The organism is Virgisporangium ochraceum (assembly GCF_016863655.1).
GTDB classification, from domain to species: Bacteria; Actinomycetota; Actinomycetes; order Mycobacteriales; family Micromonosporaceae; genus Virgisporangium; species Virgisporangium ochraceum.
Window position 1 is genome coordinate 14,027 of record NZ_BOPH01000007.1, and the last position, 23,250, is coordinate 37,276.

Genomic DNA, 23,250 nt, shown 5'->3' on the forward strand with positions numbered 1-23,250 from the left:
GTCGATGCGTCGTTGGTTGATCGCCGCCGCCGTCGCGGCGGCCGTTCTGTCCGGAGGCGCGGCCTACGCCGTGGCCGGGCCCGGCGGCGCCCCGCAGGGCCGTGTCATGTCGTATGAGACGCCCACCGCCGCGTCCGTGGCAACCACAGCTTCGCCCTCTGGCGCGCCGCCTCCTTCATCTGCTCCCCCGGTGGTGGTGGCCGCGTCGTCCGCTTCCACGAAGCCCGCGGCCGGCTGTCCGGTGGGCGAAAAGCAGCGCGAGGTCGAGGTCTCGCTCGCCGCGATCGGCAAGTACGGGCCCGTGGTGGTCGACGGCCAGCAGACCCCGGCCGACTGCGCGACGATCGTGGCGTTCCAGAAGCGCTTCGGTATCAGCCCGTCCAACGGCCGCGCCGGTCCCACCACGTCCGACGTGGCAAGGCGGATCGCCGCCAGCCTGACCCCGGCCGAGCGCGCGAAGTGCCAGCCGGCCGCCAGCGGCCTGACCGCCTGCGTCAACCTGACCCTCCAGACCACCTGGGTGATCAGGTCCGACGGCACGGTCGCCTGGGGTCCGACGGTCGTCCGCACCGGCTACAAGGGCTACGCCACCAGGGTCGGCCGGTACACAATCAACGAGCGCACCCTGAAGGAGTGGTCGATCCCGTACAAGGTGTGGCTCCCGTACTGGCAGCACTTCACCGCCGGCCAGGGCTTCCACGAGACCACCACATACCTGCACAACATGGGCAACGGCTCCCACGGTTGCGTCAACCTCTTGAGGTCCGACGCCAAGGAACTGTGGAACCTCCTCCAGTACAACTCCACCGTCCACACCTTCGGCCGCCGCGCCGGCACCTGACCCCGCCCGCGCCCCCTGACGCCCGGCCACCCCGAACGTGTGGCCCGCTACGGCCGTGAATCCCTGGTGTCCGAACCCCTGCCGTGACCCCTCATTCCACCGGCCCACCCCGGAGCCGCCTCCTACCTCGCCGCCAGGCTCTCCCGCAGCGGCACCCGCCCGACCCCGGTCCACGGTGCCCGCCCGACACCCCGCGCCGCCCGCCCGCCCCTTCGCGTCGCCCGCCCGACCCCGTCGCGCCGCCCGCCCTGCCCCTTCGCGTCGATCTTGCAGGTATGGCCCCTGACAAACCACTCGATATACGGGCGTAAGGGCGGCCACAACTGCAAGATCGACGCGAAGGGGGTCGGGCGCGCGAGCAGCCCGGCGCGTGGCCGGCCCGGCGCGTGGCCGGCCCGGCACGCGGCCAGCCCGGCACGCGGCCAGCCCGACACGCGGCCAGCCCGACACGCGGCCAGCCCGACACGCGGCCAGCCCGACACGCGGCCAGCCCGGCACGCGGCCGGTCGGGTGGGCCTTGCGCGGTCGTGGACTCCCGTACGCGGCCGGGCGGGTGCGGGAGTCCACGGAGCGCTACGGGGTCAGCGGCCGCCGCGGTGGGGGCCGCCGAAGCCGGGACCGCCGCCGCCACCCGGCAGGGTGCCGTTCTCGGCGGCCTTGTAGATCGCGTCGGCTTCGGCCTGGGTCAGCTTGCCGTCCTTGACGGCCTGGTCGAGGCGGGTCTTCAGGGCCGCCAGCCGGTCGGCCTTGTTGGCGGCCTGCTCCTCCGTCTGGATCTTCTCCAGCGCGGCCTTGACCTTGGCCTGGTCGACGCCCAGTTCCTTGGCGAGCTTCTCGGCCAGCTCGTTCTGACGGGCCTCTCGGTCGGCCTGGCCGCGGCCGGGCTTGCCTGCGTCCGCGGACGACGAGGCCGACGGAGAGGCCGAGCCGGACGGCGACGGATCGGCGAGAGCCGCGTTCGGGCCGGCCAGCGCGAACGCCAGCAGCGCACCGGCACCGGCGACGCCGAGACCGGCGAACGTGACCTTGCGGCGGATGGAACGGGTCATGGTGAATGCCTCCCAACAGGTGATCCGCACTGGACTATCCGGTGCGAACCTGTCGGGAGGCTGTGCTGAGCTTATGAATGTGGCTACATGTGCGGGTCGAAGTTCGACAGGTCCAGTTTGTCCGGCATCACGATCTCGTCGTCGCCGGCCGGCCTGACCACGTCGGCGCGTACCTCGTGGGGCTTCAGCACGCCGCTGCGGATGTCCTCCGCCCAGTGGCACGCGACCCGGTGGGTACCGACGTCGCCGATCGCACGCAGCGCCGGACGCTCGTCGGCGCACCTGGTGGGCTGGGCCCACGGGCAGCGGGTGTGGAAGCGGCAGCCCTTCGGCGGGTTCGCCGGCGAGGGCAGGTCGCCGGCCAGCAGGATGCGTTCCCGCTGGTCTTCGACGTCGGGATCCGGCACCGGCACAGCCGACATCAGCGCCCGGGTGTACGGGTGCAGCGGCTCGGCGTACAGCTCGTCGCTCGACGCCTCCTCGACCAGCGCACCCAGGTACATCACGCCCACCACGTCGGCGATATGCCGCACGACGGCCAGGTCGTGGGCGATCACCAGGTAGGTGAGGTTCAGCTGGTCCTGCAGGTCCTCCAGCAGGTTGATGACCTGGGCCTGGATCGACACGTCCAGCGCCGAGACGGGCTCGTCGGCCACGATCAGGTCGGGACCGAGCACCAGCGCCCGGGCGATGCCGATGCGCTGCCGCTGTCCACCGGAGAACTCGTGCGGATACCGCGACAGCGCCCAGCGGGGCAGGCCCACGGCGTCGAGCGTCTCGGCGACGCGCTGCCGACGGTCGTCGCGGCCCTTTCCGATCCCGTGCGCGGCGAGCCCTTCGATCAGGATCGACTCGACGTTCTGGCGCGGGTCGAGGCTCGACAGCGGATCCTGGAAGATCATCTGCATCCGACGCCGCATCGCGCGGAGCTTGACCGGGCCGATCCCGGTGATCTGCGTCCCGTCGAACGTGACGGTGCCGCCGGTCGACGGGGTCAGCTGCAGCAGCGCCCGGCCCAGCGTCGACTTGCCGCAGCCGGACTCGCCGACCAGCCCGTAGGTCTTGCCGCGGGGAATGGACAGGTCGACGCCGTCGACGGCCTTGACGAAGCCGACCACCCTGTCGAAGATCACGCCGCGCGTGATCGGGAAGTGCACCTTGAGGTCCTTGACCTCCACCAGCGGGGTCTCAGGGGTCGTCGGGGCGTCGTCGGAGGCGTCCTTCGAGAGCGAGGTCACTTCGCTGCCACCTCCCGCTCGCGGACCGGGTTGACGCACCGGAACGCGTGCGTCGACGTCTCGTGGAGCAGCGCCGGCGGTTCGCCGACACACGCGTCGACCGCGTTGAAGCAGCGCGGCGTGAACGCGCACCCCTCCGACCACGGCAGCACGTCGCGCATCGAGCCGGTGATCGGGGTCAGCCGCTCGCCGCGGGGCGAGTCGAGCCGCGGGATCGAGCCGAGCAGCCCCACCGTGTACGGGTGCTTGTGCTCGCGGAACAGCACCCGGCGGGGCGCGGTCTCGACCACCCGGCCGGCGTAGAGGACGTTGATCGTCTCGCACATGCCCGCCACCACGCCGAGGTCGTGCGTGATCATCAGAAGCGCTGTCCCCGAGTCCCGGACAAGCTCTTTGAGCAGTTCGAGGATCTGCGCCTGAATGGTGACGTCGAGAGCGGTGGTGGGCTCGTCGGCGATCAGGAGCCGCGGCGCGCACGCCACCGCCATCGCGATCAGGGCGCGCTGGCGCATCCCGCCGGAGAGCTGGTGGGGGTACTCCTTGAGCCGCCGGTTCGGGTCGGGGATGCCCACGCGGTCCAGAAGCGAAGCGGCCTCCCGGCGCGCCAGTTCGCCCTTCATGCCGCGGTGCCGTTCGAGCACCTCGGTGACCTGGACCCCGATCGGAACCACCGGGTTCAGCGACGACAACGGGTCCTGGAAGATCATCGCGACGTCACGGCCGCGGATGTCGCGCAGGCTGGTCTGGTCGAGCTCCAGCAGGTTCATGCCGTCGAACTCGGCCCGGCCACCGATCCGCACGCCGCGCGGCGGTAGCAGCCCCATGATCGCGAGTGACGTGACGCTCTTGCCGCATCCCGACTCGCCCACCAGACCGACCACCTCACCGGCGTCGATCGAGAACGACACTCCGTCGACCGCGTTCACCGGCCGCTCGCCCTTGCGGGCGAACACGACCGACAGGTCGCTCACCTCCAACAACGCCACGCGGACTGCCTCACTTTCGCAGCTTGGGGTCGAGCGCCTCACGCATCGCCTCGCCGAGGAGCGTGAAGCCGAGAGCGGTGATGATGATGCCGAAGGCGGGATACAGGGCCAGGCCGATGCGGATGTCGAGGTACGGCTGGGCGTCGGCGAGCATCACGCCCCATTCGGGCGCGGCCGAGTCGGGGTTGCCGAGGCCGAGGAACGACAGCGCCGCCGCCTCGATGATCGCCGTCGCCAGGGTCAGCGTGCCCTGGACGAGCACCGGCGCCAGCGAGTTCGGCATCAGGTGCGAGATGGCGATCTTGTTGCGCTTCACACCCAGCGCCGTCGACGCGAGCACGTAGTCGCTGTTCGCCTGCGCGATCATCGACCCGCGCAGCAGCCGGGCGAAGATCGGCACCGAGATCGTGCCGACCGCGATCATCACGGTGAGCAGGCTCGGGCCGAGGATCGCCGCGATGGTGACCGCGAGCAGCAGGCTCGGCAGCGCCAGGAAGATGTCGACGACCCGCATGAGGAAGCCGTCGAGCCGCTTGCCCCACTTGCCGCCGAGGGCGAACGACGCGCCGGCCAACCCGCCGATGAGCGATCCGACCACGAGACCGAAGATCGTCGCGACCACGCCGACCCAGAGCGTCTGCCGGGCGCCGACGATCATCCGGCTGAACTCGTCGCGGCCCTGGTGGTCGTAGCCGAGCCAGTGCTCGGCCGACGGGCCGGGGATCACGCCACGCCCGCTGGACACCTCGCCGTTGGCGATGCCGATCGGGTCGGTGGGGCTGTACGGAACGAAGAACGGGCCGATCAGCGCGATGAGCACGAACAGCAGCAGGATCCCGGCGCCGATGAGCGCGGCCGGGTTGCGGCGCACCCGACGCAGCGCCTCCTGCCACAGGCTGCGGCCCTGCTCCTCGGGCGCGCCGGCGAGCTCGCTGAGCCGGTCGATGCGCTCCTTCTTGCGGCCTACCAGGGTCATCGCACCCTCACTCTCGGGTCGATGATCGTGTACGAGACGTCGACTATGAGGTTGATCAGGACGTACACCACCGCGATCAGCATGATGAAGCCCATGAGCACCGGATAGTCGCGCCGGTCGATCGCCTCCACGATGAACGAGCCGATGCCGCTGAACGCGAATACCGTCTCGGTGAGCACGGCGCCGGAGAGCAGGCTGCCGGTGAGAAGTCCGATCGTGGTCGCGACCGGCAGCATCGCGTTGCGCATGATGTGCCGGCCCCGGACCACCTTGCGGGTGAGGCCCTTGGCCTCGGCGGTGCGCACGAAGTCCTCCTGCAGCACCTCCAGGACACTGGCCCGGGTGATCCGCACGATCACCGCGAGCGGGATCGACGCGAGCGTCAGGGCGGGCAGGATCAGATGCATGAGGGCGTCGACGGAGGCGTCCCATTCACGGGTCAGGAGACCGTCGAGCACGAAGAACCCGGTGACGCGCGTGGCGTCGATCGTGACGTCCTGCCGGCCGGTGGTCGGGAACCAGCCGAGGTTGACGGCGAACACCTGCTTGAAGATGTAGCCGAGGAAGAACACCGGCGTGCAGATGCCGAGCAGGCCCACGCCGACGGTGACGCTGTCGAGCCATGATCCGCGGCGCCGGGCGGCGAGGTAGCCGAGCGGGATGCCCAACCCGATCGCGAAGATCAGCGCGACGATCGTGAGCTCGATCGTGCCCGGGAACCGCTCGAGGAACTCGGTGGTCACCGGCCGCTTCGTCGCGATCGACGTGCCCAGGTCGCCGGTGAGCAGACGCTTCATGAACCGGCCGTACTGCACCCACAGCGGCTGGTCGAGACCCATGTCGTGCCGGATCCTGGCGCGCAGCTCGGGAGTGCCGCGTTCGCCGAGGATCGCCGTCTCCGGGCCCCCGGGCAGCCGGTGCAGCCACAGGAACAGCAGCAGCGACAACCCGAACAACGTCGGTATCAGCTGCAACAGCCGCCGGACGATGAAGCGGAACATGTCACCTACTCACTGGGAACCGGGGCATTCGCGGAACTTGGGCTGCCGTCCCGAGGGACGACAGCCCAAGACCTATATGTGGTGTTGCCTACTTGACTTCGGCTCCGACGAACCGCTCGTCCGTCAGCGGACTCGGCTTGACGCCCGTGACGTTCTTCGCCATCACCAGCGACGGCGGACCGTGCGCGACCGGAACACCCGGAACGAAGTCCGAGATCTGCTTGTTCAGGTCCTTGTACATCCCGAACCGCTTCTGGGCGTCGGCTTCCTTGTCGGCCGCGGCGAATGCCTCGAACAGCGCCGGGTTGTTGAAGCCCCACTCCTGGGTGGCGTGGTCGAAGAACGTACCCAGGAAGTTGTAGGCGTCGCCGTAGTCACCGGTCCACCCGAGCAGGTGGATGTCGTGGTCGGTGGTCGCCTGCACGCCGTTGAGGTAGTCCGGGCTCCACTTGGCCGGAACCAGCTGCACCGTGATGCCCACCTTCTGCAGGTCGGCGGTGATCAGCTCCTGGATGCCCTTGGGGTCCGGCATGTACGGCCGGGTGACCTCGGTGGGGTACCAGAACTTCAGCGTCAGGTTCGGCACGCCGGCCTCGGCGAGCAGCTGCTTCGCCTTGTCGACGCTGTACTCGTACTTGGTGACGTTCTCGTTGTAGCCCTCGAGGCCCGGCGGCATGAACTGCGTCGCCGCGGTGGAGCCCTCCGGGTACTTCGCCTTGACCAGCGCCTCACGGTTGATCGCGTGGGTGATCGCCTGGCGGACCTTGACGTTCGCCAGCGCGCCCTTCTGCGGGCCGTTCTGGTTGATCGCCAGGTACAGGATGTTGAACGCCGGGCGGGTCAGGACGTTGAAGCCCTCGCTCTTCAGCGCGGCCACGTCGGCCGGAGCCACCAGGTCGTAGCCCTGGATCTCGTTGTTGCGCAGCGCCTGCTTGCGGGCGTTGAGGTCCGAGATCGTCTTGAAGATCAGGGTCTTGATCTTCGCCTTGTCGCCCCAGTAGTTCTCGTTGCGCTCCAGCGTGACCGTCTTGTTCGCGGTGTCCCACTTGACGAACTTGAACGGGCCGGTGCCGGTCGGGTGCTCCATCGCGTACGGCGGGTACTTGATGTCGTCGGCCGAACCGGTGATCTGGTTGGCGTTGTACTGCTGCAGCGCCTTCGGGCTGGAGATGGAGAACGCCGGCAGCGCGAGCGCCGACGGGAACTTGCTCGTGACCTTCGTCGTCTCGATGACCGCGGTGTCGTCACCCTGCGCGGTGCACGACTTGAAGAGGCTCGTGGTGAGGTCGGCGCTCTCGTTCTTCTCGTAGCCACCCATGATCGTCTGCCAGTAGTAGGTGACGTCGGGGTTCTGCATGAGACCGGTCGACTTGTACCAGCGGTCGAAGTTGTAGCAGACCGCGGCGGCGTTGAACGCCTCGCCATCCTGGAACTTGATGTTCTTGCGGAGCTTGAAGGTCCACTTCAGACCGGACGAGTCCGGCTCGAAGCTCTCCGCCAGGCCAGGCACGATCTTGGCGCCGCCCTCTTCCGGCCGCACCAGCGTCTCGTAGATCTGCCGGGTCACCCGGAACGACTCACCGTCGCTCGTCAGGGCCGGGTCGAGAGCCTTGGCGTCGCCCGCCACGCCGAAAACGAGCGTCTTGTCGCTGGAGCTGCTGCTGCCATCGTCCTCGCGGTCGCTTTCGGCGCACCCCGCGAGGACGAGGGTTACGGCCGCCGCGACCGCGATCCCCGCCCGCAGTCTTCGTGCACGCATCGAGTTTCACCTCTGCTATTCATCGTGACTGTCCCCGATGGGGGCACCTTAATCCGCGTTCGGTGCTGCGGAGAACGGCGCCCGGGCGCCTGGTATCAACTCGTGTCCTAAAGTGTGGGCTCCTCAGGCACACCCTCCGTAACGACCGTCTCCGCGAGCACTGCTGCACCGGCCAGGGTCGCCTCGGGCACCGGGCGCCGCGTCCAGTCGCCGCCGTCGGGCGGCGCCGGCCAGTCGCGGTACATCACGTCGGCGGCGGCTCCGCCGGTCACAAATACCTGTGGACGCGGTGCGCGCACCGCCGTGAGCAGCGGGACCCGGGCGGCGCTCGCCGCGGCCAGACCGTCGACGACGGCGGTGAGCAGGTGCTCGCGGGTGGTGGCGAGCGTCAACCCGGAGAACCCGCCGCGGGGCTGGTTCAACGTGGTGCGGTCACCGGCCAGGTACGGCCGGAAGCGGACCCCGCCAGTGTCACTCTCCGTGCCTAGTTGCTCAATCAAGGCGTGGAAGTCGGCCGATTCGAGGTCGGGGAACAGCGTGCGCTGCGCCCACGCGAACGTGGTGCCGACGCTGGCCAGCGTGGCGACCGCGACCCAGCGCCGGCCGACCCCGAGCGCCCGGGTGAGCAGGCGGGGCATCGGGCGCGGTTCGTCGATCAGCATCGCGAGGACGTCGGTCGAGCCGACGGAGTTGACCAGCAGCCCGGGCTCGTCGCTGTCGCACTCGGACATCGCCGCGAGCATCACAGCGCTGCCGTCGAGGCAGCCCGCCTGCATCGGGACGCCCGCCGGCAGCCCGAGTTCGGCCGCCGCCTCCGTGCGCAGCCGGCCGACGACCCGGTTCGCCTCGTGCACCTCGGGTAGCTGGCCCGCGTTTCCACCGGCGGCTTCGACCAGATCGGGCTCCCAGCCGTCGAGCGTGGTGGTGCGGTAGACGCCCATGAACGACGCCTGTGACGGGTCGATCACCCGCTCGCCGGTCATGCGCCGGTGCAGCCAGGTGGTGAGTGCTCCGACGAGGTCGGCCTCCTTGAGCCGCTCGGGCTCCCGGTCGGCGTACCAGCGCCAGGTCGTGGACGCGATGCCGCCCGGGTACGGACGGTTTCCGGTGACGTCGAGCAGCCGCTGCCGCCCGATCTCACGTTCGAGGTGGCGCGCCTGCTCGACGCTGCGCCGGTCGGCATGTGTCACCAGCGGGGTGAGCGGCTCTCCGGCCTTGTCCATCGCGATGAACGCGGGCCCGAGCGTGGTGAGCCCGATCAGGTCGAGGCTGTCGGGCGCCAGTTCCTTGACGGCCGCGACGATGCCACCCCAGACCGCCTCCGGGTCGATCTCGACCCGCACCCCGTCAAGGGTGGTCTCGTACTTGTGCCGCACCGGCCCGCCGGTGACGGCGCCGTCGGTGAGGACCGCCGCCTTCACCGACGACGACCCGACGTCGAGCGCGAGAACCTTCAGAGCGTGTCCAGGGTGGCCGGGTCGAGGGTGACGTCGACCCACGTGTCGGGCCCGACGGCGAGCGGGAACGTGTGCTCCGCGCCGGCGGCGCCCTCGACCATGCGCACGCTGCCGTCCTTCTCCAGCACCTGCACGATGATCAGCGGGAACGGGCCGTCGTGCCGGCGTGACCGCTTGAGCTCGACCCGCCAGTAGCACGGGATGCCGGCGTCGGCGTACAGGTCGGGCTTCGCACTCCGGTCGAGCAGCGCCGTCGACGGCGAGACGACCTCGATCGCGGTGAGGACCGCGGCGACCGGCACCGCCCCGGTGAGGCCGCGTAGCTCGGCGGCGTCGACGACGACGATGTCGGGCACCGGGCCGTCCTTGTCGGTGACGCGTACGGCGAGCGTGGCGAGCGCCCGCGCGCGGTGCGGCTCGACCAGTGGGTCGAGCACCTTCTGCAGCTCGTAGGCCACGATCTGGTGCAGTGGCGCCGGTGCCGGCGACATCACGAGAGAACCCCCGAAGACCTGGTAGCGGTTACCGTTCTCGGGGAGCGTGAAAAGGTCGTCGACCGTGTAGGACGGCATGGTTTCCGGTATCGGCTCGATCAGCTGTGCGGTCATGGTGAACCCTCCCCAGGGACTGGGGACTCGTCTCACGCATCAGATCTGGCGGCGGCCCTCGAAGGCCCGGCCGAGCGTGATCTCGTCGGCGTACTCCAGGTCGCCGCCGACCGGGAGACCGCTGGCCAGCCGGGTGACCTGAAGGCCCATCGGCTTGCACAGGATCGCCAGGTAGGTGGCGGTGGCCTCGCCCTCGGTGTTCGGGTCGGTGGCCAGGATCAGCTCCTTGACCTCGCCGGTCTGCAGGCGGGTCATCAGTTCCCGGATGCGCAGGTTGTCAGGGCCGATGCCCTCCAGCGGGTTGATCGCCCCGCCGAGCACGTGATAGCGGCCCCGGAACTCGCCGGTCTTCTCGATCGCGACGACGTCCTTGGACTCCTCGACCACGCAGATGGCCTCGTCGTGCCGGCGCGGGTCGCGGCAGATGCGGCACTGTTCACTCTCGGCCACGTTGAAGCACGTGGTGCAGAACCGCACCTGGTCCTTGACCCGCTGCAACGCCATCGCGAGCCGCTTGACGTCGACGGGGTCGGCCGACAGCACGTGGAACGCGATGCGTTGCGCGCTCTTCGGTCCGACCCCGGGCAGCCGCCCAAGCTCGTCGATCAGGTCCTGGATGGCGCCTTCGTACACTCCGCCCTACATCCCGGGCAGGCCGAGACCGCCCATACCCTGTGCGAGCGGACCCATCTTCTCCTCGGCCAGCTTGCGCATGTTCGCCGATGCCGCGCTGAACGCCGCCACGACGAGGTCCTCCAGCGACTCGAGGTCGTCGGTGTCGACCGCCTTCGGGTCGATGCTGACCGCGGTGACCTCGCCGCCACCGGTCATGGTGACGCTCACCAGGCCGCCGCCGGCCGTGCCGGTGACCACTGCCTCGGCAAGCGCCGCCTGTGCCTCGGCAAGCTGCTGCTGCATCTTCTGGGCCTGCTGCATGAGCTGCTGCAGGTTCGGTGCTCCACCGCCGGGTTGCACAGGGGGTCTCCTTCGATCAGCGCTTTCCGTCGAGGGTAGTTCAGTCGATGCGCTCGGCACCGAGGTGCTCCCGCAGGAGCCGCAACGCCTGCTCCTCGCTGGTTTCGCGCACCACCGGCCCGTCTTCGTCGACCGGCTCGTCGCCGGGGTCGAACCCGTAGTCGGACTCGTACACAGGCGGTTCCTCGCCCCAGGCCGCCGGCGCCGTCTGGCGCGCCCCGGGCGCGGGACGGCCGGGCGCCGGAGGCGCCTGGCGGGTCGCGGTGGCAACCGGTGCCGGCTGGGCCTGCGGCGCCTGCCGCTGCGGCGCCCGCGCCCGTGCCGCCTGCGCCGCGGACTGCGCGGCCGACTGGGCGGGTGACCGGGCGGCTTGGGCCGCCTGTGCCCCCGACTGGGTCGCCGATTGGGCCGGTGCTTCCTGCTGGGCGGGTGCCGTTCGGGTCGCGGTTGCGGGTGCCTGGGTCATCGCGGCAGTCGCGGCATGGCCGCCGCCGGGCACGGTCGCGGCATGGCCGCCGCCGGGCACGGCCGCCGTCGGCCAGCCGTCGTCGCCGGTGGGTGCGCCAGCGGTGGGACGTGGTGTGCCTGCCCGGTCAACGGGCGCCGCCTGGGCATGCGGCGGCCCGGACGGCTGGGACGGCGCCGGCCGGGCATACGAGGACTGGGCGTACGGGGACTGGCCCTCGGGCTGGGCGTGCATGGGTTGGCCGTGCGCGGCCTCGGATTGCGTGCCCTGGGTTGGCATCGGCTGGGCCTGCGCGGGCGGTGGGGCCTGCGCGGGCGGTGGGGCGGGCTGGGCCGGTTGCCCCGACAGGGCCGGGGACTGGCCGGCGATCTCGCACCGGATCGACCACCGTCCACCGATCATGTCCGCCACCGCGTCGGTGAGGGTTTTCGGGCTGCTCGACAGCATGTTGGCGTGGACCTGGTGCTGGAACAGCAGAACCAGCGTGCTGCCCTCGACGTCGCGGACGGTCGCCTCGCGGGCAACGGCCCACTCGCGGACGCTCTTGCGCCGGACGGCGGTGAGCACCTCGTCCCAGACGCGCCGGACGGCTGCGGCGTCGAGGCCGCCGCTCTCCGCCGGGGCGGGCTGTTCCTGGACCTGTGGGGGCTGCGCGTGGGTCTGGGGCTGGCCCTGGGGCGGCCCCTGCCGCGGGTCGGGCCGGGCTTGGGGCTGGGGTTGCGGCTGGGGTTCGGACTGCTGCTGCCACGGGTCCGGCTGGGTTCGCGGTTGGGCTTGCGGCTGGGCCGGGGTTTGGGGTGGCCGGGGCTGGGACCGGGTTTGCGGCTGGGGTGGGGACTGCGCCTGCCACGGGTCGGGCTGGGTTTGCGGCTGCACCTGCGTCTGCTGGGCCGGCGGTGGTGGAGTGGCCGGCTGGGCGGGCGGTGGTGCGCTCCGGGGAGACGCGTCAGCCGTGGACTGGCTCGGGTCCCCGTACGAGGACGTGGTGGTCGCTCGGGAATCGGCCGTCGCCCGTCTCATATCCTCCGCGACGGCGGCCGCAGCGGCCGGCGGACCGTCGCCATCGGCGCTGGCCGCGCCCAGGCGGCGTTCGAGGCGCTCCATGCGCTGGAGGAGGGCGCCCACGGAGTCGTCGGCGCCGGGGAGGAGCATGCGGGCGACGAGGATCTCGAGGAGGAGACGCGGGGCGGTGGTGCCGCGCATCTCGGTGAGACCGTCGTGGACGATGCCGGCGCACCGGGTGAGCGTGGCGAGGCCGAGGCGGCTGGCCTGCGCGGTGAGGCGCTCGAGCTGGTCGGCCGGGTAGTCGAGCAGGCCCTTGCTGGCGGCGTCGCGCACCTGCTGCAACACGATGAGGTCGCGGAGGCGTTCGAGCAGGTCGCTGGCGAAGCGGCGCGGGTCGTGGCCGGCCTCCATGACGCGGTCGATCGCGCAGTACGCCGCCGACCCGTCGGTGGCGGCGAGGGCGTCGCACATCTCGTCGAGCAGGGCGGCGTCGGTGACCCCGAGCAGCGCCACGGCGCGGCTGTAGGTGACACCCTCCGGACCGGCGCCGGCGATGAGCTGGTCGAGGACGCTGAGCGAGTCACGCGCGCTGCCGCCGCCGGCGCGTACCACCAGCGGGAACACCGGCGGTTCGATGCTGATGCCCTCTCTGCCCGCCAGCTCCTCGAGATAGGGGCGCAGCGTACCGGGGGGAATCAGCCGGAAGGGGTAATGGTGCGTGCGGGACTTGATCGTGCCGAGCACCTTCTCCGGCTCGGTGGTGGCGAAGACGAACTTCACGTATTCCGGCGGCTCCTCGACGAGCTTCAGCAGAGCATTGAAACCCGCCGACGAGACCATGTGCGCCTCGTCGATGACGTACACCTTGAACCGGCTGCTCACCGGCGCGAAGAACGCCTTCTCCCGCAGCTCGCGGGCATCGTCGACACCGCCGTGGCTGGCCGCGTCGATCTCGATGACGTCGATGGAGCCGGCCCCGTCGGGCGCGAGGGCCACGCAGCTGTCGCAGACCCCGCAGGGCTCCGGCGTGGGGCCCTTCTCGCAGTTCAGGCTGCGCGCGAGGATGCGGGCACTGGACGTCTTGCCGCAGCCGCGCGGTCCACTGAACAGGTAGGCGTGGTTGAGACGGCCGCTGCGCAGCGCCTGCATCAGCGGCTCGGTGACGTGCTCCTGCCCGATGACCTCGGCAAACGTCCGCGGCCGGTACTTGCGGTAGAGCGCCAGTGCCACCTCAGGCCCTCCTTCGCGCGCGGGATGCGGCAATGCCCGCCGGCTACGGTACCGCTCGGGTCGGACAGTCCTGAGGGGTGGCGGTGCGCCCCGGCCCGTGCCAACAGCCTGGGCCCGGCCCGGCCGCCCTGGGCGGCCTCGGGATGCCGCAGGCATGAAAAGGCCTCCCGTGCACCCGACAGAGCCCGGGTACCCTTGCTGCCTTCCGGCCCTGGGGGAGTTTGCGGGATGAACGTCGCACAGGAGGTTGGGTCGAAGTATACCCGCTTCGCACGACGGTCTGCCGACCGGTATCCTTCTCGACGGAGGATTCGCCTAGAGGCCTAGGGCGCACGCTTGGAAAGCGTGTTGGGTTCACACCCTCACGAGTTCGAATCTCGTATCCTCCGCCATTTCACCGCTCCCGGTGGGTTACCGGTGAGCTACCGGTAGACGGCGATCGTCAGGTCGCCGCGGTCCGGGTGGTACGAGTGGTCCAGCACCCAGGTTCCGGAGAGCGACGACGCCAGGTCGGCCGCCTGCCCCGGTGTCAGGTACAGCTCGTCCGGGTCGCGGGCCGACCCGTCCCGCAGGGCGCTGAGGAAGGTCACCGCCAGCGCCACCCGGCAGCGCTCGTACAGCGCTTCGGCCAGCCGGCGGTAGTAGAGCGGGTCGTCCGGGTCGGCGAACTGGAAGATGCCGCTGGCGAATACGTAGTCGGCCACCGGGAAGTCGACGGCGTCGGGGGCTATGACGCGGAACTCGTCGCCGGCGGGGAGAAGGTCCCCGTTCATGTCGAGGCCCAAATACGTGAAGGGCGGATCGAGCGAGGCCAGGAAATCGCGGAGCGCCCCCGTTCCGCAGCCGAAGTCGACAACCGAGCCACCCCGGTACCGGGACGAGCGCACCAGCGCCTCGAACCGGACGCGTTGGCCTTCGGCGCTGCCCCATCCGTCGCGCCAGTAGGGCTCCTGACCGGCCGACAGTTCACGGTGGAATGACGTGATGGCGCCGATCCGGGTCATGGCGGAAGTCTGCCCGACCCGCTCGTGCCGCGCCGGCACAGGGCGGCCCTATACTCGGCGACGCTTTCGCCGATCGCACCACCCCGCGGTCGAGCAGCGTCAATGCGCGACCCCGCACGGATCGGTCCGTGACCGGCCGCGTTCCAGCCACCACCACTTCATGGGGCGTCATTGCCATGTCCGGAAGACTTCTCCTCCTCATTCCTCTCATTGCCCTGCTGACCGCGTGTTCGTCGCCGGAAAAGACCGCGGGCCCCGCGAGTCCGACGACTTCCGGGAGCGCCGGGGTCGACAACAGGTCCGTGCCTCCGACGGCATCGGCCACCACAAAGCCGGCCACCACAAAGCCGGCCGGCACCTCGACGCCGACCGCGGTGGACGACGGTTGCCCGGTGTCGGCGAGCACCCTTCTCGCCGCTTTCACGAAGGTCAAGAACGAGTACGCGGCCACGACCGGGTTCACCGACCTGCGGTGCCACGGCGGTTTCGCCACCGCCCTGCAGAAACTGAAGACCGAGGGCGAGGCGGAACCGGCCACGTTTCTCTTCCGGTACACGCGGGCCACGAAGACGTGGGCCGTCGTCACGGCCGGATCGAGCGACATCTGCGACGGCGTCGAGATGCCCGCGGAGACCCGCAGAAAGTTCCCCATCTGCGACTCCGGCTCCTGAACCCACCCGCGATCTTGGGCGCACGTGCACGCTATAGCGTGTACGTGAGTCCAAGGTCCGAGATATCAGGGAGCCAGTGTGACCACCGTCGAACGAACCCTTGTCCTTCTCAAGCCCGACGCCGTGATGCGTGGGCTCGCGGGCCGGGTGCTCCAGCGTTTCGAGGATGCCGGATTCAAGATTGTCGGCGCCAAGATGAAGCAGATGGACGCCGACATGGCCCGCAAGCACTACTTCGACCTGGAGGAGCGCTTCGGCAAGTCGGTCTTCGACGTCACCGCGGGCTTCATGCAGCAGGGTCCGGTCATCGCGCTCGTGCTCGAGGGGGTCGAGGCGGTCGCCACGGTGCGCAAGCTGGTCGGCTCCACGTTCCCTAACCAGGCCCCGCCCGGCACCATCCGCGGCGACTTCGCCCACACGTCGAAGGGCTACACCGAGGCCCAGCACAAGGTGGCCGCGAACCTCATCCACGCCTCCGGCAACGTCGAGGAGGCCAAGTACGAGGTCGAGCTGTGGTTCAGCGCCGACGAGCTGCACGACTACCAGACCGTCGCGGAGAAGTACACGTTCTGAACGCGGGCCCACCGGTACGTCGGCCCGGAGGACATCCCGGCCGGGTCCACCGCGCGCCCGCCGGGAGCCACTTCCGACCAATTGGAGCGTGTGGCAGGTCCTTAACGGACGCTAAGGTGGGCTCGGCTCCTCGATCAGGCAGCCGCCGTGAATGCGCCAGCGCCAGACCCCGCGCGCGCTGAAAAGCCGAAACACCGCGCCTGATGGAGTTGTGCCATGTTGTCCGCCCCGGCCCGTCCCGCTCAGCGTCTGCAGGGTGTCGCCAGTTCGCCGGTCCGCGACCTGCTCGCGCTCATCAACCGGCCCGAGGTGATCTCGTTCGCCGGTGGCCTGCCCGCACCCGAGCTGTTCGACGTCGACGGGATGCGGGCGGCGTTCGACCGGGTGCTGTCGGGTCCGCACGCCCGCCGCCACCTGCAGTACGCGCCGACGGAGGGCAACCCCGACCTGCGCGCGCTGGTCGCCGCCCGGATGTCGGCCCGCGGCCTTCCCACCGAGGCCCGCGATCTGCTCGTCACCACGGGCTCGCAGCAGGCGCTCACCCTGATCGCGACGGCGTTGTTGGACCCGGGTGCGACGGTCGCGGTGGAGCAGCCGACCTACCTGGCCGCGCTGCAGTGCTTCCAGCTGGCCGGTGCGCGCATCGTGCCCGTGCCCAGCGACGAGCATGGGATCGACCCGGAGGCGCTGGCCCGGGTGCTGGCGGCTGAGCGTCCCCAACTGCTCTACCTGGTCCCGACGTTCGCGAACCCGACCGGGCGGACCTTGACCACCGACCGCCGCGCGGCTGTGGCCGCGCTGGCGGCCGGGCACGGCACCTGGGTGGTCGAGGACGACCCGTACGGCGAGCTCCGCTACCGCGGCGCGGCGGTGCCGGCGTTGGCGGCGGAACCGGCCGCCGCCGACCGGGTGCTGCACCTGGGCAGCTTCTCCAAGGTGGCGGCGCCGGGTCTCCGCCTGGGGTGGGTGCGCGCGCCGGAGGCGTTGCTGCCGTCGCTGACCGTCGCCAAGCAGGCCGCCGACCTGCACACCTCGACGATCGACCAGGCCGCCGCGGCGGCCTATCTCGCCGACACCGACCTCGACGCCCACATCCGCACGCTGCGCGACGCCTACCGCGCCCGCCGCGACGCGATGATCGCCGCGATGCCCGCCACCGCCCCGGCCGGCAGCACCTGGACCGACCCGGACGGCGGCATGTTCACCTGGCTCCGCCTCCCCACCGGCGCCGACGCGACCGCGCTGCTCCCGGGTGCGCTGGCCGCCGACGTCGCGTTCGTGCCCGGCACCCCGTTCTACGCGGCCGGCCCCGACCCGGCGACGCTGCGGCTCTCGTTCACCACCCACACGCCCGAGGAGATCGCCGAGGGCATGCGGCGGCTGGCTACGGTGCTGCGCGGGTGAACTCCATGACCCAGTTCGACTCCCAGGTCTCTCCGCCGTCGGCGGAGAACTCCTGTTCCCAGCGCGGCGAGCCGGTGGTCACGCCGGTCCAGATGTAGTGGACCCGCACCGGCGTGCCCTCGTGTACGTCGTCGCCGTAGAAGTCGCCGCGGTCGCCGTCGAAGGTGCCGGTCACCGGGGGTTCGAGGGTGCCGCGCTGGCTGTTGGACCAGTACAGCGACCACTCCTTGCGCTCCGTGTCGAACAGGCGCAGCGTCATCCCGCGGGTGCCCCTGGTGGGGAACACGATCTCGTCGAAGTTCCCGCCGCCGTCGAAGACGCTGTGGCACGTCGCGGTCGCCGGGAAGGTCTCCCACTCCTCGTCGCCGGCGAGGCGGGTGCGCAGGCGGCGGTTGACGACGGTCCAGGAGCCGATGAGGAAGTCGAAGTCGTTCATGCCGGGATCCTGCGGCCCTATCCCTGACATCTTCTGTCAGCGGGACGCGGCAGGATGTGCGCGTGCGGGCCAGCCGGTTGTTGTCGTTGCTGTTGCTGCTGCAGAACCGCGGCCGCACCAGCGCGGCCCAGCTCGCCGCCGAACTGGGTGTCAGCGCGCGCACCGTCTACCGCGACGTCGAGGCGCTGGCCGCCGCCGGTGTGCCGGTCTACGCCGAGCACGGCCCCACCGGCGGCTACTCGCTGCTCGACGGCTACCGCACCCGCCTGACCGGTCTCACGGCCGACGAGGCCGGGTCGCTGTTCCTCACCGGCCTGCCGCGTCCCGCGGCCGAGCTGGGCCTGGGTGCCCAGGTGGCCGCCGCCGAGCTCAAGCTCACCGCCGCGCTGCCGACGCCGTACCAGGAGGCGGCGGGCCGCATCAGGGAACGCTTCCACCTCGACGCGCCCGGCTGGTACCGGCGCCGGGACGATGTGCCGCACCTGCTCACCGTGGCCGACGCGCTGTGGCGCGACCGGGTCGTCGAGGTCCGCTACCGCCGCTGGTCGCCGTCGCCGAAGGTGGTGAGCCGCCGGCTGCACCCGTTGGGGCTCGTCCTCAAGGCCGGTGTCTGGTACCTGGTCGCCGGGAGCGGGTCGCCGCGCACGTACCGGGTCTCGTCGATCGTCGAGGCCACCGTCCTCGACGACGGGGCGACCCGGCCGCCCGGTTTCGACCTGGCCGGTTGGTGGCAGCGGCACGTCGAGGAGTACGAGCGTGCCGCGACGGCGCCGACCGCCGTGGTACGCGTGTCACCCGACGCCCTCCGCGTTCTGCCGGAGATCTTCGGCGACCGTCCGGTGACACCACCCGACGGGGACGGCTGGCACCGGGTCACGATTCCGCTCGACAACGTGGCCCACATGGCGGCCGGCCTGCTCCGGCTGGGCGCGGAGGCACAGGTGGTGGCGCCACCGGAGCTGGTGGAGCACATGGTGGCGACCATCGAGGCGATGGCGCGCCTCTACCCGCGCTCCGCGCGGGACTGAGAGAACGCGCTCCGCGCGGGACCGGGAGAGAAAGAGCGGTGGCGGCGGGATTTGAACCCGCGGAGGGCTTGCACCCTCACACGCTTTCGAGTTCTGCCCGTCAGCGTTCAGGGCCGTCCGGCACGGTGTCGCCCCAGGTCAGTTGCGCGCTCCTGGATCGCGACGGACAGAGTCGAACGAGCATGAACGAGACGGAAACTGAGACGGAGAGAGGGCCTCTCTAGGCGCCTGGCGCCTGCGCTTCCAGCGATTGGTTATCGCCGTTTCCGGGGGTTATCTCTGCTCGATTCTCGGCATTCGAGCGCCGCCATCTCGCGGAGGGGGCCGCTGGTGTCCGTCGCGGCGCATCTGTTAGGTCGCGATCCGCAATTTGGAGAATCCGATCGAAGATCCAAACCAGTCGAACAAACCGGACGACAGCGAAGACCATTGCCCACTCGAAGACAAAGCGGATACTGATTGGATCCTTCTCCTGATCTAATGCCATGCAGAGGTAGCATAGAAGCGATGAGAGTCCCGCCATTACCAGCAAGCCACGCCAATTCCTGCGCAGCTCGTTGCCGTAAAGCACACGAATCGCTTTCGATCGGTCGCCGCTGGCTGATTGATAGATCGCCAGACCGATGGCCGAAAGCCCGCCGAGCGTAGCAATGACCGCCCCCGATCCGGAATACACATCGGAGCGTCGGTCGGACTCGATCCATGAGAGGAAGTCGCCACTTCCGGATTGCCTGATGATCAATACGTGGCCGGCCACCACCACCCCGGCAAGGAGGTAGTCGAGGCTTGGCCGGTCGGACAGCACTCCGTTGAGATCAACCCGCGTGAGCCTCGACATCGGTCCCCCTGTCTCAGTCTGGCACGTCGGCTGCCAGCCTCAGCTCGTCCTCGAACTCGGCGGCAACCTCCATTATGACCAGGACGGCTGACAAAATTTTGATGGAGTGGCCGGCTTCATCAACGGCAGGAACGCGCCTTTTGGCCGTTATGTGATGTTCAACAAACTCACTGAGGCGGGAGTGCTCTGCTCCACCTGGATCACTGTAGATCAGCCGTGCCCTGGCGACGGCTGCGGCACCTGGCATGACGTCCTGAAGGTCCCTCAGGTCGTCCAGGAGTCGCGAGCGGTCCTCGTCCCTCGCATCGCCTCCGCCACGCGGAATACTGATGGTCATCGTCACTCGGATATCGCCGCCGTACTCCGCGCTTGCAGCCCTCAGGAATCGCGCGAGCCGACCAGTCTTCTGCTGAAGCACGGCAGCCCTATTCTGGCCGATCCGAATCTCGACCTTTGCTGCGCCGCTGGCCGTGGAGAGCTTGTCGACCTCGGCCTTTGAGAGGACTGGCCGCACCACGACTGGCTTAGTGAACAGTTTCAGTCCGTTAATCCACGTCTCTAACGACTTGTGCGTGGGTGACGACACCGACCCCTGCATGATTCCGACAAGGTTTCCGTACGGCAGAAAAGCGATTGCGGTAGTCTCCAGGTAACCCTCAGACGCCTTCGACTCAAGCTCGCGCCAGTGCCCTGTGGCCATATCCATTACGGAGAGCCATTCGCCCGGCTGCTTTACTCGGTGCAGTAAAAGGTAGTCCTCGTCCTCGTGGGTGTGGACGGTTCCAACCAAGATATTCCCTGCTTCGCAGGTCCGTTCATCGATCTTGGCGCGCGCGATCTCGCCCAAGATCTCAGCCCAGTTGCGCTGCCCTACGCGTACCTGCTGGCCAGAGTCCGCCTCTACGACCTCGTAGAACTGAACCGTTCGCTCTTTCATGTTCAGACGCGCCAAGCCAACCCTCCCCTTCGATCTCGCGGAGAATACCTTAGGCGCACGCCCCCATGCCTCAAGCCGGGATGCGTTTGCGCATTTGGTGCAATACATATTTGTGATCCGAATTCGCGTTCGATTCAAGATCGATATCCAGGGCCGTACTGCCGTCCATTAGGTGGCACCGGTTGCGAGGCGCTTGGAAACCCACGGTCGACATTCGAGCGCCCCGGTCGCCCGCTAACCCAGAGGGACCATAACTGGTACGTGCCAGTTCGACGCGTCAAGGTTAACCTTGGCGTTCATGGGCGAGGTGACCGAACGGGTTGAGGGTGCGCTTCGTAGCCGCATCGCGCAGGGCGACTACAAGCCGGGTGACAAGCTGCCCTCAGAGCGAACCCTGGTCGACGAACTAGGCGCTGGCCGGACCACCGTGCGCCTGGTGCTGTCTAAGCTCGCCGCACAGGGCCTCATCGAGGCACAGCACGGCCGTGGCTACTTCGTGTGCTCGCCTAAGGAGCCTGCTCAGTGACCGATGACCGACCGGACTCGATGCGGTGGACCGTCTACGGCGAGCGCCCGATCTACGAAAACCGCTGGGTGCGCCTGAACCTCGTTGACGTGCAGCCGCCCGGTGGCGGGGAACGCTTCGAGCATCACGTGGTGCGCCTGAACCCGGCGGTCATCGCCGTCGTGGTCGATGACGACGACCGGGTCCTCATGCTCTGGCGGCACCGGTTCGTGGGCGACCAATGGGGGTGGGAGCTGCCGGGCGGCATCCCCGAAGAGGGCGAGGACCGCGCCGCCGCAGCTGCGCGAGAGGTCGAAGAGGAGACCGGCTGGCGGCCTGGCCCGATGCACCGGATTGCGGCCTACCAGCCGATGAGTGGAATGGTCGACTCGCCACACGAGATCTACTGCGCGCGTGGCGCTACACGCGTCGGAGAACCGGCGCTGTCCGAGGAAGTTGGCCGCATCGACTGGGTTCCGCTGTCCTCGGTCCGACAGCTGGCCGACAAGGGCGAGCTACTCGGATCCGGCACGTTCGTCGGGCTGTTGCACGTGCTGGCGTTCGGAACGCCGACCGACTAGCGACCGTCCGGGAGCAGGCCCGCCAAACGGTCAAGGCGGCGCCGCTGACGCAGTGAGCCGGTTCGATTGACGATAAGCCGCGCCTGCTGTGCCTGGTGCTGTGCCTCGGCAATCTCGTCTCGCGCGAAGTGCGCTTGAGCGAGACCGATGCGTAGCCCAGCGGCGGCGCGGGTGAACGTGCCGTCCATGCGCTCCAGAGCGCCGTACAGGTCACCGATCGCGTTGCCGTCGCCCAACATCGCCAGCACGTTGCCGCGCCACCGGGCGAGGTGCGCCCCGTTGAGGAAAAGGCCGGACACGTCTTCGTCACGCTCGTCGCTGCCGTCCGGCAGCGCGGCGGCGGCGAGCTCCAACGCGGCCCGGCCGTCACGACCCGCGCCGGCTAGGGCGCAAAGCTCTGCCTCCGCAGCCCGTAGCCAGGCCGTCAGCCGCGCGGGCGACTTGCCGGCCGCCGTGTTGAGGGCCTCTCGGATCAGTTCGACCGCCAGCTCCGCGTGGCCCAGGTCGACCAACACGTAAGCCTGTTCGCCCATTGCGTGAGCGAGAAGCGGTGCGCTGCTGGCTTCCTCGGCGGCGCGGCGGGCCGTTTCGTAGTGACGCCAAGCTCTGTCGACCGCGCCAACGTCGAGCGCCTGCCACCCCGCGAGGGTAGATGCGCTCGACAGGACGCGGGCGACCGGGCGCCGGGCTCTTGGCAGCACCGCGTAGGCCAGCGCGTCATCGAGCGCCTTGAGATGAGCGCGCATCTGTTCGGCAATGGCAGGCGCACCAAGCTGTCTGTCCATCGTGCGCATCAGCTCCGTTTGCTGCGCAAGGGTTTCCGCCATTCGGTGGTCGATGGATTCGGCCAGCGCGATGCGCTGCGCCAGTTCCGTGTACGCGTCGGCCAGGTCGACGCCGGGCGCGTCGTCATCGAACAGTTCGGCGTCGGTCAAGCCGAAGATGCCGCGCAGAACGGCGCGGTAGTCCGCGCCGATCGAGCGCCGGCCGTTCTCCCACTCGGAGACGTAGACCTTGAGGCTCGCTGGCGTGACGCTCAGCGTGCCGGCCGCCCGTAGCCGCCGCTCGATCTCGCGGACCAACCGCAGCTGCGACCAGCCGCGGGCCTCTCTCGCACTTCGTAGCCGGCTCATCCGCCCTCGCTCGGAGTCATCGATCAACGACGCTGGGGACAACAATGCCGCACCGGCCAGTGCTTCGACAAAGGTTAACAGTCCTCAGTTAACCCCTGTGAGCTGTCACTTTGCCCATCGGCGCGGTTGAGTAGGTGGCACAAGACAAGCAGGCGAACCAAGACCATCCGGAACCTTCCATTGACAACTGGTGCGCACCAGTTACACACTCAACTGGTGCGCACCAGTTGGACGGAGCGCACCGCACGGCTCCAGCCGTGGCCAGTGCACGGCAGACACCAGGGAGACAGGCGCCACCTCGTGGCGCGGTTCCTTGCTGCCCTCGTTTGTTGACAACTCCACAGAGGCAGCGTTGACCGGGCTGCACAGCGAACGGTCAGGCGCCCTATCTGCCCCGCCGGAAGGCGGTGATGCGGGCGGCGCCAGCAAGACAGCGACAGGGCTACGCCGTGAGCGGTAGTTACCTCGCATTGAGCCGCATGGCGGCCGACGCCGGTAGGTCCCGGCCGAGCGAGGCGAGCAAGACCGGAAGCCCTTCGTTGCAAACAG

The 23,250-nt window shown here is 69.5% G+C and carries 23 protein-coding genes, 1 tRNA gene and 1 other RNA gene; 8 read left to right on the plus strand and 17 right to left on the minus strand.

Translation table 11 applies throughout. The features are described 5' to 3' along the window. The first annotated feature begins 4 nt into the window (after positions 1-4). A complete protein-coding gene (locus Voc01_RS02680; RefSeq protein WP_203925622.1) occupies positions 5-841 on the plus strand; it encodes a L,D-transpeptidase family protein in 837 nt (278 codons plus the stop codon). Positions 842-1,422: 581 nt separating this feature from the next. Here Voc01_RS02680 and Voc01_RS02685 read toward each other — a convergent pair. From Voc01_RS02685 to ffs, 12 genes are all read right to left on the minus strand, one after another. Then, positions 1,423-1,890, minus strand: a complete 468-nt coding sequence (locus Voc01_RS02685) for a hypothetical protein (RefSeq protein ID WP_203925623.1) — start codon at positions 1,888-1,890, stop codon at positions 1,423-1,425. Positions 1,891-1,973: 83 nt separating this feature from the next. Next, positions 1,974-3,071, minus strand: a complete 1,098-nt coding sequence (locus Voc01_RS02690; RefSeq protein WP_203925680.1) for an ABC transporter ATP-binding protein — start codon at positions 3,069-3,071, stop codon at positions 1,974-1,976. Positions 3,072-3,124: 53 nt separating this feature from the next. Beyond that, on the minus strand, positions 3,125-4,114 hold the full coding sequence (locus tag Voc01_RS02695; protein WP_203925624.1) for an ABC transporter ATP-binding protein: 990 nt from the start codon (positions 4,112-4,114) through the stop codon (positions 3,125-3,127). Between the two features lie 10 nt (positions 4,115-4,124). Beyond that, complete coding sequence (locus Voc01_RS02700; RefSeq protein ID WP_203925625.1) at positions 4,125-5,090, minus strand: ABC transporter permease; 966 nt, start codon at positions 5,088-5,090, stop codon at positions 4,125-4,127. Continuing rightward, on the minus strand, positions 5,087-6,091 hold the full coding sequence (locus tag Voc01_RS02705) for an ABC transporter permease (RefSeq protein ID WP_203925626.1): 1,005 nt from the start codon (positions 6,089-6,091) through the stop codon (positions 5,087-5,089). Before Voc01_RS02705 ends, Voc01_RS02700 begins: the two co-directional genes overlap by 4 nt. Positions 6,092-6,179: 88 nt before the next feature. Next, positions 6,180-7,850 (minus strand): ABC transporter substrate-binding protein, encoded by a 1,671-nt coding sequence (locus Voc01_RS02710; protein WP_203925627.1) that lies wholly within the window; start codon positions 7,848-7,850, stop codon positions 6,180-6,182. Positions 7,851-7,957: 107 nt separating this feature from the next. Further along, positions 7,958-9,349, minus strand: a complete 1,392-nt coding sequence (locus Voc01_RS02715) for a xylulokinase (protein ID WP_275423680.1) — start codon at positions 9,347-9,349, stop codon at positions 7,958-7,960. Beyond that, positions 9,304-9,915: a Uma2 family endonuclease gene (locus Voc01_RS02720; RefSeq protein ID WP_203925629.1), complete on the minus strand. Its 612-nt coding sequence runs from the start codon at positions 9,913-9,915 to the stop codon at positions 9,304-9,306. The genes Voc01_RS02715 and Voc01_RS02720 overlap by 46 nt, the downstream gene beginning before the upstream one ends. A gap of 39 nt (positions 9,916-9,954) precedes the next feature. Then, a complete protein-coding gene (recR, locus tag Voc01_RS02725) occupies positions 9,955-10,548 on the minus strand; it encodes a recombination mediator RecR (protein WP_203925630.1) in 594 nt (197 codons plus the stop codon). Between the two features lie 6 nt (positions 10,549-10,554). After that, positions 10,555-10,890: a YbaB/EbfC family nucleoid-associated protein gene (locus Voc01_RS02730; RefSeq protein WP_203925631.1), complete on the minus strand. Its 336-nt coding sequence runs from the start codon at positions 10,888-10,890 to the stop codon at positions 10,555-10,557. A 40-nt stretch (positions 10,891-10,930) separates the two neighbouring features. Further along, positions 10,931-13,591: a DNA polymerase III subunit gamma and tau gene (locus Voc01_RS02735; protein ID WP_239159893.1), complete on the minus strand. Its 2,661-nt coding sequence runs from the start codon at positions 13,589-13,591 to the stop codon at positions 10,931-10,933. A gap of 157 nt (positions 13,592-13,748) precedes the next feature. After that, an RNA gene (gene ffs, locus Voc01_RS02740) (signal recognition particle sRNA small type) lies at positions 13,749-13,841 on the minus strand. A 54-nt stretch (positions 13,842-13,895) separates the two neighbouring features. Between ffs and Voc01_RS02745 the strand changes: the two genes are divergently transcribed. After that, positions 13,896-13,983, plus strand: a tRNA-Ser gene (locus Voc01_RS02745). Positions 13,984-14,013: 30 nt separating this feature from the next. On the opposite strand, the gene Voc01_RS02750 is transcribed toward Voc01_RS02745, so the two are convergent. Continuing rightward, positions 14,014-14,595, minus strand: coding sequence for a class I SAM-dependent methyltransferase (locus Voc01_RS02750; RefSeq protein WP_203925632.1), 582 nt, complete (start codon positions 14,593-14,595; stop codon positions 14,014-14,016). 392 nt (positions 14,596-14,987) lie between these two features. Here Voc01_RS02750 and Voc01_RS02755 point away from each other — a divergent pair, with 392 nt between their 5' ends. The 3 genes from Voc01_RS02755 (at position 14,988) to Voc01_RS02765 (ending at position 17,243) form a co-directional block, all read left to right on the plus strand. After that, positions 14,988-15,266 carry a hypothetical protein gene (locus Voc01_RS02755; protein ID WP_203925633.1) on the plus strand — a complete coding sequence of 93 codons (279 nt, stop codon included), beginning with the start codon at positions 14,988-14,990 and terminating at the stop codon, positions 15,264-15,266. A 78-nt stretch (positions 15,267-15,344) separates the two neighbouring features. Further along, complete coding sequence (locus tag Voc01_RS02760; RefSeq protein WP_203925634.1) at positions 15,345-15,839, plus strand: nucleoside-diphosphate kinase; 495 nt, start codon at positions 15,345-15,347, stop codon at positions 15,837-15,839. A 216-nt stretch (positions 15,840-16,055) separates the two neighbouring features. Beyond that, positions 16,056-17,243, plus strand: a complete 1,188-nt coding sequence (locus Voc01_RS02765) for an aminotransferase-like domain-containing protein (protein WP_203925635.1) — start codon at positions 16,056-16,058, stop codon at positions 17,241-17,243. On the opposite strand, the gene Voc01_RS02770 is transcribed toward Voc01_RS02765, so the two are convergent. Further along, the gene (locus Voc01_RS02770) at positions 17,224-17,679 is read right to left on the minus strand and encodes a hypothetical protein (RefSeq protein WP_203925636.1); all 456 of its coding nucleotides are present in this window, start codon (positions 17,677-17,679) and stop codon (positions 17,224-17,226) included. The genes Voc01_RS02765 and Voc01_RS02770 overlap by 20 nt on opposite strands. A gap of 62 nt (positions 17,680-17,741) precedes the next feature. Between Voc01_RS02770 and Voc01_RS02775 the strand changes: the two genes are divergently transcribed. Beyond that, complete coding sequence (locus Voc01_RS02775; RefSeq protein WP_203925637.1) at positions 17,742-18,707, plus strand: helix-turn-helix transcriptional regulator; 966 nt, start codon at positions 17,742-17,744, stop codon at positions 18,705-18,707. 220 nt (positions 18,708-18,927) lie between these two features. On the opposite strand, the gene Voc01_RS02780 is transcribed toward Voc01_RS02775, so the two are convergent. Continuing rightward, positions 18,928-19,545: a hypothetical protein gene (locus tag Voc01_RS02780; protein WP_203925638.1), complete on the minus strand. Its 618-nt coding sequence runs from the start codon at positions 19,543-19,545 to the stop codon at positions 18,928-18,930. A gap of 13 nt (positions 19,546-19,558) precedes the next feature. Next, complete coding sequence (locus Voc01_RS02785) at positions 19,559-20,497, minus strand: hypothetical protein (RefSeq protein WP_203925639.1); 939 nt, start codon at positions 20,495-20,497, stop codon at positions 19,559-19,561. Positions 20,498-20,780: 283 nt separating this feature from the next. Between Voc01_RS02785 and Voc01_RS02790 the strand changes: the two genes are divergently transcribed. After that, positions 20,781-21,008 carry a winged helix-turn-helix domain-containing protein gene (locus Voc01_RS02790; RefSeq protein ID WP_203925640.1) on the plus strand — a complete coding sequence of 76 codons (228 nt, stop codon included), beginning with the start codon at positions 20,781-20,783 and terminating at the stop codon, positions 21,006-21,008. Continuing rightward, the gene (locus Voc01_RS02795) at positions 21,005-21,568 is read left to right on the plus strand and encodes an NUDIX domain-containing protein (RefSeq protein ID WP_239159894.1); all 564 of its coding nucleotides are present in this window, start codon (positions 21,005-21,007) and stop codon (positions 21,566-21,568) included. Before Voc01_RS02790 ends, Voc01_RS02795 begins: the two co-directional genes overlap by 4 nt. Here Voc01_RS02795 and Voc01_RS02800 read toward each other — a convergent pair. Beyond that, on the minus strand, positions 21,565-22,650 hold the full coding sequence (locus Voc01_RS02800; protein WP_239159895.1) for an NsdA family TPR-like regulatory protein: 1,086 nt from the start codon (positions 22,648-22,650) through the stop codon (positions 21,565-21,567). The two genes, Voc01_RS02795 and Voc01_RS02800, sit on opposite strands and share 4 nt — an antisense overlap. Positions 22,651-23,250: the final 600 nt, after the last annotated feature.

Coding starts and splice junctions, on each gene's coding strand:
- Voc01_RS02765 (WP_203925635.1), top strand. CDS start 16,056: ATGTTGTCCGCCCCGGCCCGTCCCGCTCAGCGTCTGCAGGGTGTCGCC.
- Voc01_RS02700 (WP_203925625.1), bottom strand. CDS start 5,090: ATGACCCTGGTAGGCCGCAAGAAGGAGCGCATCGACCGGCTCAGCGAG.
- Voc01_RS02680 (WP_203925622.1), top strand. CDS start 5: ATGCGTCGTTGGTTGATCGCCGCCGCCGTCGCGGCGGCCGTTCTGTCC.
- Voc01_RS02720 (WP_203925629.1), bottom strand. CDS start 9,915: ATGACCGCACAGCTGATCGAGCCGATACCGGAAACCATGCCGTCCTAC.
- Voc01_RS02685 (WP_203925623.1), bottom strand. CDS start 1,890: ATGACCCGTTCCATCCGCCGCAAGGTCACGTTCGCCGGTCTCGGCGTC.
- Voc01_RS02790 (WP_203925640.1), top strand. CDS start 20,781: ATGGGCGAGGTGACCGAACGGGTTGAGGGTGCGCTTCGTAGCCGCATC.
- Voc01_RS02770 (WP_203925636.1), bottom strand. CDS start 17,679: ATGAACGACTTCGACTTCCTCATCGGCTCCTGGACCGTCGTCAACCGC.
- Voc01_RS02780 (WP_203925638.1), bottom strand. CDS start 19,545: ATGTCGAGGCTCACGCGGGTTGATCTCAACGGAGTGCTGTCCGACCGG.
- Voc01_RS02750 (WP_203925632.1), bottom strand. CDS start 14,595: ATGACCCGGATCGGCGCCATCACGTCATTCCACCGTGAACTGTCGGCC.
- Voc01_RS02705 (WP_203925626.1), bottom strand. CDS start 6,091: ATGTTCCGCTTCATCGTCCGGCGGCTGTTGCAGCTGATACCGACGTTG.
- Voc01_RS02710 (WP_203925627.1), bottom strand. CDS start 7,850: ATGCGTGCACGAAGACTGCGGGCGGGGATCGCGGTCGCGGCGGCCGTA.